Source organism: Acidimicrobiia bacterium (assembly GCA_036396535.1).
Lineage (GTDB): Bacteria > Actinomycetota > Acidimicrobiia > Spongiisociales > UBA5794 > DASWKR01.
The window spans coordinates 23,343-42,300 of the sequence record DASWKR010000003.1; the positions used below are offsets into that span (position 1 = coordinate 23,343).

At 68.8% G+C, this 18,958-nt stretch carries 18 protein-coding genes and 1 tRNA gene; 14 read left to right on the forward strand and 5 right to left on the reverse strand.

Features of this window, described 5'->3' with window-relative positions; all coding sequences use genetic code 11:
• Positions 1-200 precede the first annotated feature (200 nt).
• Together VGC47_00645 and VGC47_00650 are read right to left on the reverse strand one after the other, a co-directional pair.
• Entirely contained in the window at positions 201-1,358 is a 1,158-nt protein-coding gene (locus VGC47_00645; GenBank protein HEX9853809.1) for an acyltransferase, read from the reverse strand.
• Between the two features lie 194 nt (positions 1,359-1,552).
• Entirely contained in the window at positions 1,553-2,317 is a 765-nt protein-coding gene (locus VGC47_00650; protein HEX9853810.1) for a hypothetical protein, read from the reverse strand.
• A gap of 91 nt (positions 2,318-2,408) precedes the next feature.
• Between VGC47_00650 and glgC the strand changes: the two genes are divergently transcribed.
• From glgC to rsmI, 4 genes are all read left to right on the forward strand, one after another.
• On the forward strand, positions 2,409-3,644 hold the full coding sequence (glgC, locus tag VGC47_00655) for a glucose-1-phosphate adenylyltransferase (protein HEX9853811.1): 1,236 nt from the start codon (positions 2,409-2,411) through the stop codon (positions 3,642-3,644).
• Between the two features lie 61 nt (positions 3,645-3,705).
• Positions 3,706-5,025, forward strand: a complete 1,320-nt coding sequence (locus VGC47_00660; protein ID HEX9853812.1) for a hypothetical protein — start codon at positions 3,706-3,708, stop codon at positions 5,023-5,025.
• Between the two features lie 346 nt (positions 5,026-5,371).
• Positions 5,372-5,587 carry a hypothetical protein gene (locus VGC47_00665; GenBank protein ID HEX9853813.1) on the forward strand — a complete coding sequence of 72 codons (216 nt, stop codon included), beginning with the start codon at positions 5,372-5,374 and terminating at the stop codon, positions 5,585-5,587.
• Between the two features lie 9 nt (positions 5,588-5,596).
• On the forward strand, positions 5,597-6,433 hold the full coding sequence (rsmI, locus tag VGC47_00670; GenBank protein HEX9853814.1) for a 16S rRNA (cytidine(1402)-2'-O)-methyltransferase: 837 nt from the start codon (positions 5,597-5,599) through the stop codon (positions 6,431-6,433).
• A gap of 4 nt (positions 6,434-6,437) precedes the next feature.
• Here rsmI and VGC47_00675 read toward each other — a convergent pair whose 3' ends face one another.
• Positions 6,438-6,665 carry an AbrB/MazE/SpoVT family DNA-binding domain-containing protein gene (locus VGC47_00675; protein ID HEX9853815.1) on the reverse strand — a complete coding sequence of 76 codons (228 nt, stop codon included), beginning with the start codon at positions 6,663-6,665 and terminating at the stop codon, positions 6,438-6,440.
• 207 nt (positions 6,666-6,872) lie between these two features.
• Between VGC47_00675 and metG the strand changes: the two genes are divergently transcribed.
• From metG to VGC47_00710, 7 genes are all read left to right on the forward strand, one after another.
• A complete protein-coding gene (metG, locus tag VGC47_00680) occupies positions 6,873-8,516 on the forward strand; it encodes a methionine--tRNA ligase (protein HEX9853816.1) in 1,644 nt (547 codons plus the stop codon).
• A 69-nt stretch (positions 8,517-8,585) separates the two neighbouring features.
• Positions 8,586-9,347 (forward strand): TatD family hydrolase, encoded by a 762-nt coding sequence (locus tag VGC47_00685; protein ID HEX9853817.1) that lies wholly within the window; start codon positions 8,586-8,588, stop codon positions 9,345-9,347.
• Complete coding sequence (rsmA, locus tag VGC47_00690) at positions 9,344-10,156, forward strand: 16S rRNA (adenine(1518)-N(6)/adenine(1519)-N(6))-dimethyltransferase RsmA (protein HEX9853818.1); 813 nt, start codon at positions 9,344-9,346, stop codon at positions 10,154-10,156. Before VGC47_00685 ends, rsmA begins: the two co-directional genes overlap by 4 nt.
• Entirely contained in the window at positions 10,153-11,094 is a 942-nt protein-coding gene (gene ispE / locus VGC47_00695) for a 4-(cytidine 5'-diphospho)-2-C-methyl-D-erythritol kinase (GenBank protein ID HEX9853819.1), read from the forward strand. The genes rsmA and ispE overlap by 4 nt, the downstream gene beginning before the upstream one ends.
• Before the next feature lie 56 nt (positions 11,095-11,150).
• Positions 11,151-11,222 (forward strand) — tRNA-Gln (locus VGC47_00700).
• A gap of 2 nt (positions 11,223-11,224) precedes the next feature.
• The gene (glmU, locus tag VGC47_00705; protein ID HEX9853820.1) at positions 11,225-12,628 is read left to right on the forward strand and encodes a bifunctional UDP-N-acetylglucosamine diphosphorylase/glucosamine-1-phosphate N-acetyltransferase GlmU; all 1,404 of its coding nucleotides are present in this window, start codon (positions 11,225-11,227) and stop codon (positions 12,626-12,628) included.
• Positions 12,628-13,599, forward strand: a complete 972-nt coding sequence (locus VGC47_00710; GenBank protein HEX9853821.1) for a ribose-phosphate diphosphokinase — start codon at positions 12,628-12,630, stop codon at positions 13,597-13,599. The genes glmU and VGC47_00710 overlap by 1 nt, the downstream gene beginning before the upstream one ends.
• Before the next feature lie 18 nt (positions 13,600-13,617).
• Here VGC47_00710 and VGC47_00715 read toward each other — a convergent pair whose 3' ends face one another.
• Complete coding sequence (locus tag VGC47_00715) at positions 13,618-14,889, reverse strand: multidrug effflux MFS transporter (protein HEX9853822.1); 1,272 nt, start codon at positions 14,887-14,889, stop codon at positions 13,618-13,620.
• Positions 14,890-15,029: 140 nt separating this feature from the next.
• Between VGC47_00715 and VGC47_00720 the strand changes: the two genes are divergently transcribed.
• The 3 genes from VGC47_00720 to glpK are packed head-to-tail and all read left to right on the forward strand — an operon-like array spanning position 15,030 to position 17,772.
• Complete coding sequence (locus VGC47_00720) at positions 15,030-15,701, forward strand: 50S ribosomal protein L25 (protein ID HEX9853823.1); 672 nt, start codon at positions 15,030-15,032, stop codon at positions 15,699-15,701.
• Positions 15,698-16,288 carry an aminoacyl-tRNA hydrolase gene (pth, locus tag VGC47_00725; protein HEX9853824.1) on the forward strand — a complete coding sequence of 197 codons (591 nt, stop codon included), beginning with the start codon at positions 15,698-15,700 and terminating at the stop codon, positions 16,286-16,288. The genes VGC47_00720 and pth overlap by 4 nt, the downstream gene beginning before the upstream one ends.
• Positions 16,285-17,772, forward strand: coding sequence for a glycerol kinase GlpK (glpK, locus tag VGC47_00730; protein ID HEX9853825.1), 1,488 nt, complete (start codon positions 16,285-16,287; stop codon positions 17,770-17,772). The genes pth and glpK overlap by 4 nt, the downstream gene beginning before the upstream one ends.
• A 119-nt stretch (positions 17,773-17,891) precedes the next feature.
• Here the strand turns inward: glpK and VGC47_00735 are convergent, their stop codons facing one another.
• Positions 17,892-18,956, reverse strand: coding sequence for a DUF3500 domain-containing protein (locus VGC47_00735; protein HEX9853826.1), 1,065 nt, complete (start codon positions 18,954-18,956; stop codon positions 17,892-17,894).
• Positions 18,957-18,958 lie beyond the last annotated feature (2 nt).

An 18,958-nucleotide genomic window follows, 5' to 3' on the forward strand; every position in this document is an offset into this window, starting at 1 on the left:
AACCGCCGAACAGACCGTCGACCGAGACACTCGCGGCCTCGAACGCTGAGCCCCCGCCGCCGGGGCGGGCGCCACATTTCCCACGTATCGGTGCGGTAGCGCCGACTGCCGGTCATGTGTGAGTGATTCGGTGGATTCTTGGTGGTGACGGCCGCGCGTCATGCATCCATTGCGCAAACGTGACTAAGCGGGCCGTAGTCTCAGAGAATCCGCCCTGCGACTCGTGACCGAGTGAAAAGCCATCCGAGGCCGAATGACGCGACCACGCCCAAGGTGAAGACGCTGACGAACTTCAGTTCGGCTGGGACTACGACTTCTCGCAGGGCTGTGGCGAGCAGGATGGTAATCGGGACGTGCAGGAGATAGGCGACGAAGGACGCTCGCCCGAGGCCACCCACCAGCGCGCCTGCACGGTTGGTGCGGCGACGGAACCAGTCGATCAACCACAACGACATGCCCAGCGCGAGGGTGGCTTCGATGAGCGGGATCAGCGTCGCCTCGAACCGCAACCCCCCGAGGAAGGGATCCGGATCGTCGGTGATGGCGATGCCAGCGCCCACGAGCGCGGCAAGGACGACACCGAGGGCGGCGGCCCGCCCGCAGGTCCGCCGCAGCTGTGACGGCAGAACGTCGGACAGCCAGCCCCGCTCTCGAGCGAGGACGCCGAGCGCGAAGAGCGCGGACATCTGCGGGTACTCCCAGAGGTTCAGCGTCAATAGCGCCTCGCCGCTGAGTACCGGGAACTCGAGGCGCACAAGAAACGACGCCACGGCGATGAAAATGCCCACGTTCACCAGATCGCTACGTCGGAGCGGGACTATGCCCTCAGTCCGGACGGGACGTCGCGACCGCCAGGCGGCATAGGCGAGTGAGAACATCAGGAGAGCGGCCATGAACCAGGCCACGCCAAGCTCGACGTCGTCCCAATAGGTGCGACGGAAATAGTCGGCGATCGTCTCCCCCTCGCCCATCGCCCGGGCGCCGAAGAAGTTCATCGCCGGGTTGACCATGAAGAGATAGACAGCCGTGGGGATGCCGAGACGCCAGAGCCGGTCGATGACGAAGCGACGAGCACCCTTGCGTTCGAAGGCCGGAGGGGTGAACCACCCTGCTACGAAGAACATCAGGCCCATTCCGAAGAGCAAGCCAGGCGCGAACACCCCGGCGAGAACCGCCTTGGCGATCTCACTGGCGGTTCGCTCCTCGTACCACCATCCGACATCGAGGGCGTAGATCACACTGACGTGCGAGCCGATGACTCCCACGATGATCGCAACCCGCAGGTTGTCGATCCAAGTTGCGCGACGACCGGCCCTGTCAGAGACCGCCGGACCACGGGCAGGTGCCGTCTGCGTCATGTGCTGATCGTGTGCCAGCCGTACGATCCGCACGAGAGGCGAACGTCACCTCTTCCAAGGGTCCTCGCTCGCCTGACCCCCCGGTTCTGAACAGCACTGCAACGCCTCAGCAATCGCAGCGGATCTGTGATCGCGGCGGGCGGACCCATCACGCGGACTCGCGGAAGTCACGGAGATCGCACTCGAACCGAGCGCTACTGGGTCTCGGCGGCGTACCAGTCGGCGGACTCGCCGGAGACCGACTCACCCCCGGCCGGCTCGGGCTCTGCATCGTCGACGGCCTCGACGGCGTCGAAGGCATCGAACGTGTCATCCCTGTCGGCAGCCGCGGGTGTGGCAGCGTCGGCCTCGGCGCTCTCGCTGGCAGCGTCGGATGCGGCGGCGGCCTCGGCTGCGGTCGGCGGGACGACGGTGAGGCCCCTCGTCGGCGTCTCGACCTTGAGGGCGCCGGCGTCTGCGTTCACGGAGGCCTTCGTCACAGATCCGTTCTCACGGAGGGTGTCGAGGGCCGGCTCGAGGCGATCCAGCAGATCCTGGAGCAGCGGGAGCTTCTCGGCGAGCATGGCACGCACGTCCACAGCCTCGTCCGTGAGGACGCCGATCTGCCGCTCGGCGTCGGCGAGCATGTCGCGTGCCTTGTCCTGGGTGGCGTTGACGACGGAGTCGCCCTCAGCACGGGCGGTCGTGCGGATGCGCTCGGCCTCCGCTTCGGCGCCGGCGACGATCGCGCTCGCCTCGGCCCGCAGCTGGTCGGCCTCCTGCTGCGCCTTGGCGAGCAGATGCTCCTTGGTCTGCTGGGCGGCTGCCAGGTTGGCACGCACCGTCTCGGCGGCCTGCTCGGCCTCCGCGACGATGCGCTCCATCTCTTTGTCGAGAGCGCCGAAGTCGCCCGGTGGCTGGAATGCGTCGTTGTCCATGAAAGCGATCTCCTCTTGGGCTACCCCTCGCTCAGGTTCCATCGGAAAGAATGCAGGCCGGGGTGAGTAGTTCTTGCGGCCCGGCGCGCAGACTCCCACACACGACAACGCCTCGTTCCACTACCTTGCCGATGTGGCAGCGACGCCGAACCTCATCGCGCTCGTCCTCGCAGGCGGCGAGGGGAAGCGGCTCTATCCCCTCACACGGGATCGGTCGAAGCCTGCGGTCCCGTTCGGCGGCGCATACCGGCTGATCGACTTCGCGCTCTCGAACCTGGTCAACGGCGGCTACCGCAGGATCGCAGTGCTCACCCAATACAAGAGCCACAGCCTCGACCGGCACCTGGCGTTGACATGGAGGATGTCGACGATGCTGGGCAACTATGTGACGCCCGTCCCCGCCCAGATGCGTCGCGGGCCGCACTGGTTCGCCGGGTCGGCGGACGCCATCTTCCAGAACTTCAACATCCTCACCGACGAGCAACCGGACCACGTGATCGTGTTCGGCGCCGACCACATCTACCGGATGGATCCGAGTCAGATGGTCGACCACCACCTCGAGACGGGAGCCGGAGTAACGGTGGCGGGGATCAGGGTGCCGAGGGAGGAGGCGACGGCGTTCGGTATCATCGCCGTGGACGCCGCAGGGAAGATCGTCTCGTTCGACGAGAAACCGGCCGACCCGCGGCCGACCCCGGACGATCCCGACGTGGCGTACGTGTCGATGGGGAACTACGTGTTCGATACGGCGGTGCTGCGTGAGGTGATCGAGGAGGACTCGAACGACCCTGACTCACGCCACGACATCGGCGGCAACATCATCCCGCGCCTCGTCGACCAGAAGGTCGCATACGTCTATGACTTCGCGACCAACGACATCCCGGGACAGACCGAGAGGGAGCGCGGCTACTGGCGTGACGTCGGGACGATCGACAGCTACTACCAGGCGAGCATGGACACCATCTCGGTCGATCCGATCTTCTCCTTCTACAACCTGCAGTGGCCGATCTACACCCATCAGCCTGCCCTCCCACCGGCGAAGTTCGTCTTCGACTTCGCCGATCGGCGCGGAGTGGCGGTCGAGTCGATCGTCGGCCAGGGAGTCGTGGTCTCGGGGGGGACGGCCAGGCGGTCGATCCTCTCGAAAGGAGTGCGGATCCATTCGCACTCCGCCGTCGAGGACTCGGTTCTCCTCGACGACGTCGACGTCGGTCGGGGGGCAGTCGTCAGGCGGGCCATCATCGACAAGAACGTCGTCGTGCCGGATGGCGCCGAGGTCGGAGTCGACCTCGACCGAGACCGGAAGCGGTACACGGTGACGGACAGCGGGCTCGTTGTCATCGGCAAGGGCGACACCGTCGAGGTGTGACCCTCACGACCGGTGGCGCCGCCGCAGGGAAAGGGCGCCGCTTCGGTAGCCTGCCGTCCGAATGCGCCCCTTCCGACGTGAGCTCCTCGTTTGCGCAATCGCCGGCGTCCTGGCCGCGTGCACTCCGGTGGCTTCCACCACCACGACGGTGGCGCAGTCGCCGGCGACGACGACGACGGTCCCTGCGCCGTCGAGCACCACGACCCAGTTGGCTGAGGGCGTCGATGCGGCGGCTGCGGCAGCCAAGGAGGGCGAGGTGAGGGCGCTCCTCCCCGAAGTCGAGGCGCTGCGCGGGTTGCCGTTCCTCGTCGAGGTCGAGGTGGCGTCGGCGACCCCCGAGGGAGTGTTGGCGAGGATCGAGAGCGAGGTCGACCGATTGCTGCCGGCCGCCGAGCACGACGCCGCGGTGTACGAGTTGCTCGGGCTCCTCGACCCGGGGAGCGACCCGGGAGCGGTCCTCACCGCGCTGTACGCCGTCGCCACGCCTGCCTACTACGACGCCGCCGCCCACGAGCTCGTCGTGGACGCCGCCTGGGGTGACTGGTCCCCGTACGACACGAGCATCGTGGTGCACGAGCTGATCCATGCCCTCGGCGACCAGCACTTCAGATACGGCGCATCGATCGACGGCCTCGCCGACCGTGGAGGCGACGCCCTGCAGGCCTTCCAGGCCCTCACCGAGGGAGACGCCACGTACTTCCAACTGCTGTATCTGCAGAGGCTGGCACCGGAGCTCCAGGTCGCCGCCGCCGAGGCTGCGCTGGGGCGGAGGCTGCCCGCCGGTGTGCCCGAGGTGATCCTGGAGGACCTCGGATTCGTCTACCAGTCCGGGGTCACCTTCGTCGAGCGCCTCATCGCCGAGGGAGGGATCGCCGCAGTCGACCGGGCCTACGTCGACCCGCCGTCGTCAACCGAGCAGATCCTCCATCCCGAGCGATTCGAGGGGGGTGAAGGGCCGCGAGCGACGGTCGAGCAGGTCGACGTCGAGCTGGCGGGCTACCAGGGCTCGCCGGTGACCTCACTCGGGGAGTGGAGGCTGGGGCTGGTCCTCGATGAGGTGCTCACCAAGGGTCAGCTGGCGCAAGCCGCCGATGGCTGGAGCGGCGACGCCGTGAAGGTGTTCGACAACGGTGCCGACCGGGCCCTCGCATACGTGTTGGCGGCCGCCAGCGACGACGACGCCATCGAGGTCACGCAGGCGATCGTCTCCTATGCGCGTGACGTGCTGCAGCTCGGAGACGGTGTCGACGCCTCGGGAGGCATCCTCTTCGACTCGTCGACGTTCCTGTTCATCGACAGGATCGGCGACGGGCTGCGCTTGATCATCGCCGACGATGCCTCGGCCGGTGCCGAGCTGATGGGAGCGGTGCGGGTCCCCTGAGCGGACGGCACCTCAGGCGGGGCTACCGGGTGGCGGCGTCGCCGCGTATGTTGCCGGGATGCCGCGCGACAGCCATCGCATGTGGTGGGCGGGACGAGAGGCGGATCAGCCGCGACCGGCGTTCGGCCGCCGACCGTGGTTCGCCTTGTTGCGGCGGGCGCGCAGCTTGCGTCTCTTTGCCTTTGCCATGGGCCGGAGGGTACCACGGGACGCCCGGCCGCCGACCCGCCGGGCCAAGTTGGCCGTCACGATCGGCGGGGCCGGCCCCTGGCGAGTTCGTCTGGCGGTTACGTCGAAGCAGCGTCTCCGGGGGCTGATACCCCGTTGGCGAGACGAGGGCCTGCTGTTGCGCGGGACGGGCGTGCACGGCTGCTTCATGCGAGAGCCGCTCACGGTGCTCGGACTCGACGCCACCGGCCGAGTCGTGGCGGTCAAGCACCTCGCCCCGTGGCGCTTCGTCCGCATCCGGCGAGCTCACTGGATCGTCGAGGTGCCCGCAACGGCCCAGGCAGGCTCGGTTCCCGAGGGAGCCCTCGCCGTCGTCGCACGCCTCCGGTCGTAGAGTCCTCCCATGCCAGGCCGCCTCTATGTGTGCGCCACCCCGATCGGCAACCTCGGCGATGCCTCGGCGCGGCTGCGGGAGGTTCTCGACTCCGTGGACCTCATCTACGCAGAGGACACCCGCCGCACTGGGATCCTGACGAGGGCGCTTGGCATCGAAACGCCGCTCCGGTCGTACTTCACCGGTAACGAGGCCGGGCGTGCCGCCGAGCTGAGGGCCCGCCTCGAGGACGGGGCCGACATCGCCATCGTCAGCGACGCCGGCATGCCCGGTATCGCAGACCCGGGCCACACCGCGGTGAGGGCCGCCATCGATGCAGGAGCCGAGGTGACGGTGATCCCCGGCGCGAGCGCCGTGACGACCGCCCTGGCCGGCTCCGGCCTGCCGACCGAACGGTTCGTGTTCGAAGGATTCCTGCCACGAAGCGGGGCGGAGAGAGAAGAGCGCCTCGAGGAGGTGGCGATCGAGACGCGAACCGTCGTCGTCTTCTCGGCCACGTCCCGGGTGGCTCGCGACCTGGCCGACCTGGCCGCCGCCACCGGCGCCGAGCGGCAGGTCGTCGTGGCGAGGGAGCTGACGAAGTTGTACGAGGAGCTGTGGAGGGGCACACTCGGCGACGCCGCTCGCCGCTGGCAGGAGGAGACCCCGCGCGGCGAGTTCACCATCGTGATCGCCCCGGCACATCCGCACGCCCCCGACATGGCGCAGGCAATCGAGGCGGTCAAGGAGCGGATGGGATCCGGCGAGTCGATGGCGGACGCGGTCAGGAACGAAGCAGGCGCCCGCGGGATACGCAGGCGCCGGCTGTACGAGTCGGTGCTCGGCTCGAGAGGCCCGGAGTCCTGACGGCCTACGAGCTCGAGATCTCAGCCCGGCAGCGGGCACACAGGCCCCGCCCCTTGAAGCTCTTCACGTCGACCGTGGAACCGTCGAAGACACACGTCGCTTCGAGCTTGCGGAGGATGATCGAATCGTCCTCGACCGAGATGGCCAGCTCGTCACCCTCCCGGATGTGAAAGAGGCGGCGCGTTTCGGCAGGCACCACGATCCTCCCGAGGTCGTCGATCTTTCGGACCATGCCTGTATCCAACATCAACCTCCAGTTGCTCCCACGTCTTGGCCGTCCCCGCAGGCCTGCTCCGTCATGCCGGGCGGAGTGTATATAACTTCCGGGTGCTACGAGTCGAGCCAAAACCTGGTTGGGTTCGTGGAGGCGGCCGGCCGGGGATCGACCTGCCGCCCGCCGTCGCAGGGCAGGAACGAGCCTGAACTACCATCGCCGATCGTGGAAACCCCCCGCAAGATCCTCGTGGCGGTCGCATGGCCGTACGCCCAGGGCCCTCTGCATCTCGGGCACCTCGCCGGCGCCTACCTGTCGCCTGACATCTTCGCCAGGTACCACCGCGCCGCAGGCAACGACGTGCTCATGGTCTCGGGTAGCGACGTCCACGGCACCCCCATCACGGTCAAGGCCGAGGCGGAAGGCGTGACCCCCCAGGAGATCGTCGACCGATACCACCCCGAGTTCCTCGGCTACTGGAAGACGCTCGGCATCGACTTCGACCTCTTCACGACGACGGGCACGGCGACTCACGCCCGGGTGGCGCAGGGCTTCTTCACCAAGCTCCTCGACAACGGGCACCTCTACCGCAAGACGGTCGACCAGTTCTACGACGAGCATCATGGACGCTTTCTCCCGGACCGCTACATCGAGGGCACCTGTCCGCATTGCTCGTACCCTCACGCCCGCGGCGACCAATGCGACAACTGCGGCAAGACCCTCGATCCCGTCGATCTCATCGACCCCGTCAGCAAGCTGTCCGGCTCGCGTCCCGTGCTCCGCCCGACCGAGCACTACTACTGGCGGCTGAGCGCCTTCGGCGAGCCGCTGCTGAAGTGGCTCGGGTCGCGCCACGGATGGCGGCCGCACGTTCTCAACTTCGCCATCGGGATGGTCGAGGAGGGTCTCCACGACCGCTCCTTCACCCGCGACCTCGACTGGGGCATCCCGATCCCCGTCGACGACCTCGGGCCGGGCAAGTCGATCTACGTGTGGTGGGAGGCGGTCATGGGCTACCTCTCTGCTCCGCAGGAGTGGGCGGAGCTTGGCGGTGACCCCGACGCGTGGAAGGCCTGGTGGGAGGATCCCGAAGCCGAGTCGTACTACTTCGTCGGCAAGGACAACGTCCCGTTTCACGCCGTCTACTGGCCGGCGTTGCTGATGGGCCACGGTGGCCTCAACCTGCCGACGGACGTCCCCGCCAACCATTTCGTCACGTTCGGTGGCGAGAAGGCATCGAAGTCGCGGGGAGTCGGGAGGTCGCTCGGCTGGTATCTCGAGCGCTTCGAGCCCGACGCCTTGCGGTATGCGATCGGGACGAACCTCCCGGAGACGAACGACACCGACCTGTACGACGACGAGATGGTCAGGAGCATCAACGACGAGCTCGTCGCCAACTGGGGCAACCTCGTCAACAGGGTCGTATCGATGACTCACCGGTACTTCCACGGCGTCGTGCCGGAGCGCACCGCGCCCGGCGACGAGGACGTTGCGCTGCTGGAACGTCTCGCAGGAGCTTTCGACGAGGTCGGCGGGCTCATCGAGCAGGTGAAGCTGCGGGCCGCTTTGGCTGTCGCGATGGGAGCCGCCCAGGCGACGAATGCCTACCTCAGCGAGGCCGAGCCATGGCAGACCGCCAAGACCGACCTGGGGCGCACCGGGACGACGCTCAACGTCGCCCTCAACGCGGTGGCGCTCATCGCCACGGTGCTCGCCCCGTTCCTGCCGTTCACGTCGCGGGCGATCCTGCAGGATCTCGGGGTCGACGTTCCGCAAGCCGGGCCGCTGTGGGAACCGGTCGTGATCCATCCGGGGCGGGAGATCGCTCCGCCGCACCCTCTGTTCGCCAAGATAGAGGGGGGCCTCTGAGTGGCCGCCGACCTCGCTGAGGGCGCCGGGCGGCCGGTCCGGCCACCCCTCGAGGACGAGTAGGCGCCGGTGGCGGCCTGGGTCGACTCGCACTGCCATCTCTTCCTCGCAGACGAGGCTGCCGGGACTCTCATCGGGCGCGCCCGCCAAGCCGGCGTGGCGTGGGTGATGTGCCCGGGAACCGACCTCGGGTCGTCCCTCGAGGCGAGGTCACTGGCGGCCGAGCATGCCGGGTTCGTCCTCTGGTCGGCGGGCCTCCATCCGCACGATGCGGCCTCGTGGGCCCGCCAGGGTGGCCGCATCTCGTCGCTTGCGGTGGAGGCGGCGGCGGTCGGCGAGTGTGGCCTCGACTTCTACCGGGATCTCTCTCCACGCCAAGACCAGGTCGCCGCCTTCCGGGCCCAGCTCGAGCTGGCCGGCCGGCTCGCCAAACCGGTGGTCGTGCATTGCCGCGACGCCTTCTCGGAGGTGCACGCCGAGCTGGAGCGAGCCCAGCTCGGGGAGCGGGCGGTCTTGCACTGCTGGACCGGCGGACCGAAGTGGACGAAGCGGTTCGCCGACCTCGGCGTCACCTTCTCGTTCGCCGGTCCCGTCGCCTTCGAGACCGGGGACACCGTTCGCCGCGGTGCCGCAGAGGCGCCACCGGAGAGGACGATGGTCGAGACGGACACCCCGTACCTCTCACCCCCGCCACACCGGGGTGAGCCCAACGAGCCCGCCCGGGTTGCCTTGGTCGGAGCCGCCCTGGCGGACGTGTGGGGCGTCGACGTCGACGAGGTGGCTGCGCTGACCTCCGAGACGGCGACGCGGGTGTTCGGCGGGCCGCGATGACCGCCCAGCGCCGCACCGAGATAGCGGAGCTCCTGACCCGTCACGGGCTTCGTCCCGACAAGCGGCTCGGCCAGCACTTCCTCGCCGACCCGAACATCGTCGGAAAGATCGTGCGGCTCGCCGAGGTGGCGCCCGGGGACCGCGTCCTCGAGATCGGTGCCGGTACGGGGACGCTCACCATGGCGCTCGCCGATGCAGGGGCGTCGGTGGTGGCGTACGAGGTCGACTCCTCGCTCGGCCCCCTCCTCCGCGAGGTGCTCGCAGGGAGGGACGTGACCCTGCGGATCGCCGATGCCACGAGGTCGGACATCGCCGAGGACGTCACCGGCGGCCGATGGAAGCTGGTCGCCAACCTGCCGTATAACATCGGGACGCCGCTGTTGCTCGACATGCTCCGCGACCTGACCGCCGTCGAGTCGTTCACCGTGATGCTGCAGCGCGAGGTGGCCGATCGGCTCACCGCCGAGCCGGGCAGCAGGACGTACGGGCTCCCGTCCGTCGTCGCCCGCCTCTACGGCACGGTGCGCTTCGGGTTCGCGGTGCCGCCCCAGGTGTTCATCCCGCCGCCAGACGTCGGCTCCGCAGTCATCCGCATCGATCGCATCAGTCCCCACCCGGCCGCCGGCAGGGCGGAGTCGCTTGCTGCGGCCGCCTTTCGCATGCGTCGCAAGATGCTGCGTCGCTCCCTCGAAGCGACCCTGCATGACCCGGTCGCCACCCTCGAGTCCGCAGGAATCGAACCGACGGCAAGGGCGGAGGACCTGTCGGCCTCCGAGTATCTGCGGCTGGCGGAGGTCGCCGGGACATGAGAGGCATCGCCTGTGCCAAAGTGAACCTCGGGTTGCAGGTCTCGGGCACGCGACCCGACGGATTGCACGACCTGACGGGGCTCTTCCAGTCGATTGCGTGGACCGACCGCCTCCGGCTCGTCACCGGGGTGGATGAGGACTCGATGGCCGCCTTCGATCCGGGCCGGCCCGTCCCCGAAGGCGACGAGAACCTCGCTTGGCGGGCTGCCGCCGCAGTACGCCAGGTCGCCGCCAGTCCCCGGCCGATGTCGCTCGAGCTCGACAAGCGAATCCCCGTGGCCGCAGGGCTCGGGGGCGGTTCGGCAGACGCCGCCCTGTCGCTCGTGATGGCGGCCTGGGCGTTCGACGTCCCGATGGACGACGTCACGCCGCTGGCGCCGATGCTCGGCTCAGACGTGAGCTTCTGCCTGCTCGGCGGCACTGCGGTGGTGAGCGGGGGAGGCGAAGCGGTCGCGGCGCTGCCGGACGCCGCCGGGTTCGCCCTCGCCGTCGTCGTTCCGCCGATCGAGCTGTCGACTGCCGCCGTGTACGCCCGCTGGGACTCCCTCGGGGGGCCGCAAGCAGCCGGCGTGGGAGGCGCCGACCTGCCTCCCTCACTGCGAGACCTCGCCCCGCTGCGAAACGACCTATACGGCGCAGCGGTCGCCGAGGCGCCGGCGGTCGACGAGTGGCGTTCCGAGCTGGCCGGGAGGTTCGATCGTACGGTCCTCATGTCCGGCAGCGGTCCTGCGCTCTTCGCCTTCTTCGTCGACGTCGACGAGGCCGCCGATGCGATCCGTCGGCTGCCGGCCGGCGCCAGGGATGCGTGGGCCGGCGAGCCGGTCCCTTTCGGGTGGGCGGTGCGTCGCCGGGAAGGCGATCCGATCGCCGCCGGCTCGGGGACGACGTGGACCGAGGAACAGGAAACCCGCTGGTGGCCGGGTACGTTCGACACGTGATGGGACGATGCGTCTCCGTACCTACACTTCGTTGTCGCCATCGTCTGGCCCCTGATTGGGGGGTGGTGTAACTGGCAGCACTAGTGGTTTTGGTCCACTCGGTCCGGGTTCGAGTCCTGGCCCCCCAGCGATGACGGTTCCACGCGTTCACGCTGTCGTGCTCGCCGCCGGCAAGGGCACTCGTATGAAGTCGGAGCTGGCGAAGGTGCTGCACGAGGCGGCGGGAATGCCCCTGGTCGGCTGGGTGATGGCGGCCCTCACCAAGCTCGATCTCGCCGACGTGTGCGTCGTCGTCGGCTACCAGGCGGACGAGGTTCGCGCCCTGCTGCCCGAGGGAGTCACCACCGCCCTCCAGTCCGACCAGCACGGCACGGGCCATGCCACCCAGGTGGCGCTCGAATCGCTCGAGCTCAGTGAGGGTCTCGGTGAGGGTGACGTGATCCTCGTGGTGCTCGGCGACATGCCCCTGCTCCTTCCGGAGACGCTCGAGGCGGTCATCGCCCGGCACACGGAGGCGGCCGCCCACGCCACCATCCTCACCACGGAGCTCGGCGACCCGACGGGGTACGGGCGGATCGTTCGCGACGGCGCCAGGGTGACGGCGATCGTCGAGGACCGCGATGCGAACGACGAGCAGCGGTCGATCTGCGAGGTCAACACGTCGATCTATGCGTTCGACGCCGCCGCGCTGCGCGAGGCGCTCGAGAGGGTGGTCCGCCACAACGCCCAGGGGGAGATGTACCTGACAGACGTCGTCGCCATCATGGTCGAGGATGGAAAGGACGTCGTCACCCTGTCCGGCGACGCGGTGGAGGTGATGGGGGTCAACTCGCACGACCAGCTCGCAGCGGCCGCCGGAGAGCTGCGCCGCCGCATCAACAGGCGCTGGATGCGTGACGGCGTCTGGATGGCAGACCCGGACCGGACGTACATCGAGCCCTCGGTCACCCTGGCGCCCGGAGCGCGCATCCACCCCGACGTGCACCTCGTGGGCGCCACCGTCGTCGACGCCGGCGCCGAGGTCGGCCCGTCCGTATACGCCGAGGACAGCGCCATCGGGCCGGACTCCAAGGTGTGGTACGCCGTCCTGCGCGGCGCCTCGATCGGCCCGGGAGCCCAGGTTGGGCCGTACGCCAGCCTCAGGCCGGGCGCCGAGTTGCTCGACGAGTCGAAGGCGGGGACGTTCGTCGAGGTGAAGGCGTCGACCATCGGCCACGGATCGAAGGTCCCGCACCTCTCATACATCGGCGACGCCACCATCGGCGAAGGCTCGAACATCGGCGCCGGCACGATCACCGTCAACTACGACGGTTTCGCCAAGCACAGGACGAAGATCGGCGCCCGGGTGAAGATCGGCAGCGACACGATGCTCGTCGCTCCGGTCGAGGTGGGGGACGACGCATATACGGGGGCGGGCTCCGTCATCACCGAGGACGTGGCGCCCGGGGCGCTGGCAGTCGAGCGGTCACCGCAGATAGAGATCACGGGCTACGCTGCGCGTCGGGAACAGCGGGCTCGCGAGGAGCGTGACTGATGGAGATCACGAGCCGAAAGCGTCTCATGGTGTTCAGCGGGTCGGCCAACGAGGGTCTCGCCCGCGAGGTCTCCAACATCCTCGGGACGAACCTCGGCGGCGTCGAGCGCTCCGTGTTCGCCAATGGTGAGGTCTACATCCACTACACCGAGAGCGTCCGCGGGGCGGACTGCTTCGTCATCCAGAGCCACAGCCATCCGATCAACTTCCACATCATGGAGCAGTTGATCATGATCGATGCCCTCAAGCGGGCCTCGGCCAAGCAGATCACCGCGGTCGTGCCGTTCTTCGGCTACGCCAGGCAGGACAAGAAGGGCAGGGCACGCGAGCCGATCACCGCCAAGCTGATGGGCGACCTGTTCATGGCGGCCGGTGCAGACAGGATCGTGTGCGTCGACCTCCACACCGGGCAGATCCAGGGCTTCGTCGACAAGCCGTTCGACCACCTCACCGCGCTGCCGGTCTTCGTCGAGCACCTCACCAAGTCGCTCGACGGGCCGACGACGATCGTCTCGCCTGACGCCGGCAGGGTGAAGATCGCCGCCAAGTACGCCAACCACCTCGACGCCGAGGTGGCGTTCGTGCACAAGCGGCGCCGCACGGACGTGCGCAACCAGGTGTCGGCTCTCGAGATCGTCGGCATGGTCGAGGGCAGGCACTGCGTCATCGTGGACGACATGATCGACACTGCGTCGACCGCGGTGGCCGCCGCCGAGCTCATCATGGCCCGTGGCGCCCTCAGCGTGCGCCTGGTAGCGACCCATGGCGTGCTGTCGGAGCCCGCCGTCGATCGGATCAAGAACGCCCCCATCAGTGAGCTGGTCATCTCGAACACGCTGCCCATCCCGGACGACGCCACGGATCTCGACAAGCTCACCGTGCTCTCGATCGGATCACTGCTCGCCGGCACGATCAACGCCATCTTCACGGACGCCTCGGTCAGCGAGATCTTCAAGGGCGAGAACATCTAGCTTCGCCCGCGTTCCGCCTCAGGCCGGCGGAAGCTCTTGGAGCAGGGCGGCGGCGTCGCGGGGCCCTTCGACGGGAGCGGTCTTGGCCCCTTCCGCCCATTTGGCGAGGGCGAGGGCGACGACGCCGTAGCCGAAGAAGGACAGGATGAGCGGGTTGGCGGTGCCGTCGAACGCCCGGTCCGTGATCGAGCCGAGGACGGCCCCGCCTGCCATCGAGATCGTGCCGAGGACGGCGGCTGCGGTCCCGGCCAGCTTGCCCATGTGGTCCATGGCCAGGGTGTTGGCGCTCGGGATGAGCAGGGCGTGGCACACGAGCAACGCCGTCAGGCCGACGACGAATGGCCAGAACCCCGGCACGCCGTCGGCGGCCCGCACCATCCACAGCACGCCCGCTCCGAGCACGACGTATGCCGTCAGGGCGGCGTGCGCCAGGCGCTTGGTCCCGACGCGCTCGACGACCATCGCGCTGGCGACCATGGCAGCGCCCATGACCGCTGCGATGCCACCGAAGATGAAGGGGAACTGGTCCTCGAGGCCGAACACGTCGGAGAAGATGATCTCGCTGCTCGCCAGGTAGGAGCTGAACGGGGCGAACAGCGCCGTGGTGACCAGCCCATAGCCGAGCGTCTGGCGATGGGTGAGCACCTGGCGGGCGCCCCGCAGCACCGGGGTGAACTGCAGGGGCCGTCGGTGCTCCTCCCTCAATGTCTCGGGGAGCCGGACGATCCAGACGGCGAGCGTCAGCGAGAACAGGACGCAGACACCGAACACCCACTGCCACGGTGCGACCGCGATCACGGCGGCGCCGACGGTCGGCGCCACGACCGGCACGAGCACGAACACGGCCATCACCATGGACATCGTGCGAGCCATCCGCTCGCCGGAGAACGAATCGCGCACGACGGCGATGGCGATCACCCGGCCGCCTGCAGCCCCCGCTCCCCAGATGAAACGGGTCACGTACATGAGACCGATCGAGGGCACCAGGGCGGACGAGAGCGCTCCGAAGGCGTAGATGGCGAGGCCTCCGTACAGCGCCGGCTTGCGCCCGAATCGATCGGCTATCGGTCCGTAGAACAGCTGACCGAAGGCCAGCCCGAAGAAGTACGCCGTCACGATGCCGGCCACGGCCGTCGAACCCTCGGCGAGCCCGAAGTGCTCCCTGATCACCGGGAACGCCGGGAGCATCAGGTCGATGCCGAGCGCGCCGAGCGCCATGATCATCGAGATCATGGCGACGAACTGCTTCTCGCCGAGGGAAGCCCGCTCGAGTGCCTGCGTACCTGCCATCCGAGGCGACCCTAGTGGTGGCCCGTCGACCGGCTGATCGGTTTCGACCGAGCCGGCGGGCCGCAACTATCATCGGGGGACCTCATCCGGGCTTCGCGGCAGGTACGCGCGCCCCGGGTACCGTTGACACAGGAGAGATCATGGACCAGGTCACGTTGCGCGCCGCCAAACGAGACGGCAAGGGCACGCGCCCCGCTCGCAGGCTCCGCCGCGAGGGCCGGATCCCGGCCATCGTATACGGGCACGGGATGGAGGCGCTGGCGGTCACGGTCGGCTCGCGTGACCTGTTCGCCGTCCTCCACAGCGAAGGGGGATTGAACGCCCTCATCGACCTCGACGTGGAAGGCGGCAAGAACGTCCTCACGGTGGCGAGGGAGATCCAGCGCCATCCGGTCCGCGGCGAGATCACCCACCTCGACTTCATCCAAGTCTCGCTCGACGAGGAGATCAGCGCCGACGTGTCGGTCGACTACGCCGGCATCCCGGCCGGCGTGTCCGAGGACGGCGGTGTCGTCGAGACGATCGAGGCCACGGTTACGATCACCGCTCTCCCGACCGCCATTCCGTCGTCGATCGAGGTCGACATCTCGCACATGGAGATCGGAGACACGCTGCGGCTGTCCGACCTGCCTGCCATCGAGGGCGTCACCTACACGGCCGACCCGGAGCGGCCGCTTCTCACAGTGCTGGTGCCGCGCGTCGAGGAGGAGCCCGAGCCGGCGGAAGGCGAGGAGCTCGAAGGCGAGCCGGGTGCCGAGCTCGAGGCCGGGGACGAAGCAGAGCCGGCGGACGAAGAGAGCGAAGCGGACTGAGCGCCACCCAGACGCTCGCCGTCGGGCTCCGCAATCCGGGAGCTCGCTACGAGGCGACGAGGCACAACTTCGGAGGCGACGTCGTCGCACTCGTCGCCGAGCGCCACGGAAGCTCGTTCAAGAAGGCGAAGCGGTTCATGAGAGCGGAAGTCGCCGAGATCACGACGGCCGCATTCCGGCTCGTGGTCGCCAGGCCGACCACGTTCATGAACGAGGCGGGCCAGGCCGTGGCCCCGCTGGCGCGCTACTTCCACGTCGAGCGGGACGACCTCCTCGTGGTCCACGACGACATCGACGTGCCTTTCGGCAGGCTCAAGGTGCAGTTCGGGAGAGGATCGGGCGGCAACAACGGCGTCGCCTCGGTCATGCGATCGCTCGGCACGGGCGATTTCTGGCGTCTCAAGTGCGGTGTCGGCAGGCCACCGGGCTCGGTCGATCCCGCCGACCACGTCCTGCACCGGTTCACCAGCACCGAGATCGAGGAGGCGGCCCTGATGCGCACCCTCGCCGCAGACGTCGTGGAACTGTTCGCCGAGCAAGGCGGCGAGGCGGCGAGGCAGCGGGCCGGCGAGCTGAGCGCGCCGTGACGAGACTCGTCGGCGCCATCGACCAGGGAACGACGAGTACGCGTTTCGCGCTCGTGGACAAGTCGGGCGGCTTCGTCGCCATGGCACAGAAGGAGCATCGCCAGCACTACCCGCAACCCGGTTGGGTGGAGCACGACCCATCCGAGATCTGGGAGAGCACGCAGGCAGTCATCACCGAGGCCATGGATGCGGCGGGGGCGACCGCCTCCGACCTCGCAGGGGTGGGCATCGCCAACCAGCGTGAGACGACGGTGATGTGGGACCGCGGTACGGGGGAACCGGTCGCCAACGCCATCGTCTGGCAGGACACGAGGACCGACGCCCTCTGCCGGATGCTCGGTGTGGACGAGGGGCCGGACCGATTCAGGGAGGCGACCGGGCTGCCGCTCGCCACCTACTTCTCCGGTCCGAAGATCCGCTGGCTGCTCGACAACATGAGCGGCCTGCGAGACCGTGCCGATCGGGGAAGCGTCCTGGCCGGGACGATCGACTCGTACCTGCTGTGGAAGTTGACCGGCCGGCACGCCACGGACGTGACCAACGCCAGCCGGACGATGCTGATGAGCCTCGCCTCGCTGCAGTGGGACGGCGGGCTGCTCGGCGACATCGGTGTGCCACGCTCCGTGCTCGGCGACATCGTCCCCTCCGTCGGCACGATCGCCGCCATCGATGGCGGGCCCCTCGGAGGCGTCCCGGTCGCCGGGATGCTCGGCGACCAGCAGGCCGCCATGTTCGGCCAGGCGTGCTTCGCCCAGGGCGACGCCAAGAACACGTATGGCACCGGTTGCTTCATGCTCGTGAACACGGGGACGCGGATCGCCCGATCCGGGCACGGACTCCTCACGACGGTGGCGTATCAGGTCGGGCACGGCAAGGCGCGCTACGCGCTCGAAGGGTCCGTCGCCATCGCCGGTGCCGGCGTTCAGTGGCTGCGCGACAACCTGCGCATGGTGCCGGACGCCGCCGCCGTCGAGGCCCTGGCCGCCGGGGTGGCCGACAACGGGGGCGTCTACTTCGTGCCTGCCTTCTCGGGGCTCTTCGCCCCGTATTGGCGTTCGGACGCCAGGGGCATCATCGCCGGGCTCACCAGGTTCGCCGAGGCAGGCCACATCGCCCGGGCGGTGCTGGAGGCGACCGCCTACCAGACGCTCGACGTGCTCGACGCCATGCGGTCCGACGCCGCCATCGAGCTGTCCGAGCTGCGGGTGGACGGGGGAATGGTGGGCAACGAGCTGCTCATGCAATTCCAGGCGGACCTCCTCGGCCTTCCGGTGGTCCGCCCGGTCGTCACGGAGACGACCGTGCTCGGTGCCGCCTATGCCGCCGGGCTCGCCACCGGCTTCTGGTCGTCTCCCGACGAGCTGCGCACCATGTGGCACGAAGACAAGCGATGGGAGCCTCGGATGGAAGCCGGTGAGCGGGATCGCCTCTACTCGGGATGGAAGAAGGCGGTCGACAAGAGCCTCGGGTGGGAGGAGCAGTAGCGGGCCGTCAATGGGCCGCGGCGCGGTGGGCGCGCAGCGGGTCCCGTCCGAAGTCTCGGCGGGGGTCCCGCCAGACTGAGTGGATGGGAGTCTCGGGTGGGAGGAGCAGTAGCGGGCCGTCAATGGGCCGCGGCGCGGTGGGCGCGCAGCGGGTCCCGTCCGAAGTCTCGGCGGGGGTCCCGCCAGACTGAGTGAATGTGATTGGCGCCGTCCTGCACGCAGTCGTACTCGACGAGGAACGTGGGCCCTTGCAGCCGGTAGTAGTGGGGCGTTCCTTCCTCGGCGGGCCCGGCCCAGGCGAAGTGGATGGCGTCCAGGCCGGCCTCCTCGAGCCTGGCGAGCTCGGCGGCGGCGATCGGGTCGGGGAGGCGCTCGACGTATACCGCGATGAGGTCATCGAGGAGTGCCCGGGCGCCGTTGCCCATGTCGGAGCGGGGGATTCCGACCGGAACCGCCAGGTCGAGGGCGAGGGTTTCTCTCTCGTCATCCGACAACGCCAGGTACAGCTCCTGGAACCAGCCGAGGGGGTGCTCCAGGTCACCCGGTCGCAGCCTGGCAGGAACCTCGGACACCCTGTGGATCACCATGTCGATCGGTGCAGGGGCGTCGAGCGTCGCCCGCCGTCGCCCGTCCGGGTCGAGTGACAGGAGGAGCGCCCGGGCGGCGTCCTCTTCCGGCCCGCACGGGCGGCTGACCGTGCGACCGTGCTTCTCGACGCGTGCCGGGTTGGCGCCCAGGAACAGGGGGGTCGAGGCGACGACCTGGCCGTCGATGACCACGTGGTTGACGGAAACGTGGTGGCCCTCGAACTGCCACGACCACCGTCCCGAGGACGCCGGCTCTCCGAAGATCGCCACCCAGTAGCGCAGCGGGTCGCGTAGAGCGGTGTCCCGGTAGTCCTCGAGCCAGTCGAGCGGAAGGTCGAGCGCCATGATGGCGGCGATCTGGGCGTACGTGGCGAAGTCGACCCCGGTGGTCAGCAGTCGCATCACGAGCTTGCGCTGGCCGAACGTCATCTCGTGGAGGCCGACGCCGGTGTACGAATCGCCGCTCATCTCTCGCGGCCAGTACATCCAGGTCTGGCGGCGCCCATCGTCGAACGCCGGATTGGCGGCGGCGCGCTGCTCGGCGTCCAGGGCCTCGAGGACGGCGGCTGCCGCGTCGATCATGTCGCCTGCAGTCACCG

Bases quoted from the DNA above. Each gene is read 5' to 3' on its own strand.
- VGC47_00660 (HEX9853812.1), top strand. From the start codon at position 3,706: ATGCGCCCCTTCCGACGTGAGCTCCTCGTTTGCGCAATCGCCGGCGTC.
- ispE (HEX9853819.1), top strand. From the start codon at position 10,153: ATGAGAGGCATCGCCTGTGCCAAAGTGAACCTCGGGTTGCAGGTCTCG.
- VGC47_00650 (HEX9853810.1), bottom strand. From the start codon at position 2,317: ATGGAACCTGAGCGAGGGGTAGCCCAAGAGGAGATCGCTTTCATGGAC.
- VGC47_00645 (HEX9853809.1), bottom strand. From the start codon at position 1,358: ATGACGCAGACGGCACCTGCCCGTGGTCCGGCGGTCTCTGACAGGGCC.
- glmU (HEX9853820.1), top strand. From the start codon at position 11,225: ATGACGGTTCCACGCGTTCACGCTGTCGTGCTCGCCGCCGGCAAGGGC.
- rsmI (HEX9853814.1), top strand. From the start codon at position 5,597: ATGCCAGGCCGCCTCTATGTGTGCGCCACCCCGATCGGCAACCTCGGC.
- VGC47_00675 (HEX9853815.1), bottom strand. From the start codon at position 6,665: ATGGTCCGAAAGATCGACGACCTCGGGAGGATCGTGGTGCCTGCCGAA.
- VGC47_00720 (HEX9853823.1), top strand. From the start codon at position 15,030: ATGGACCAGGTCACGTTGCGCGCCGCCAAACGAGACGGCAAGGGCACG.
- VGC47_00710 (HEX9853821.1), top strand. From the start codon at position 12,628: ATGGAGATCACGAGCCGAAAGCGTCTCATGGTGTTCAGCGGGTCGGCC.
- rsmA (HEX9853818.1), top strand. From the start codon at position 9,344: ATGACCGCCCAGCGCCGCACCGAGATAGCGGAGCTCCTGACCCGTCAC.
- VGC47_00715 (HEX9853822.1), bottom strand. From the start codon at position 14,889: ATGGCAGGTACGCAGGCACTCGAGCGGGCTTCCCTCGGCGAGAAGCAG.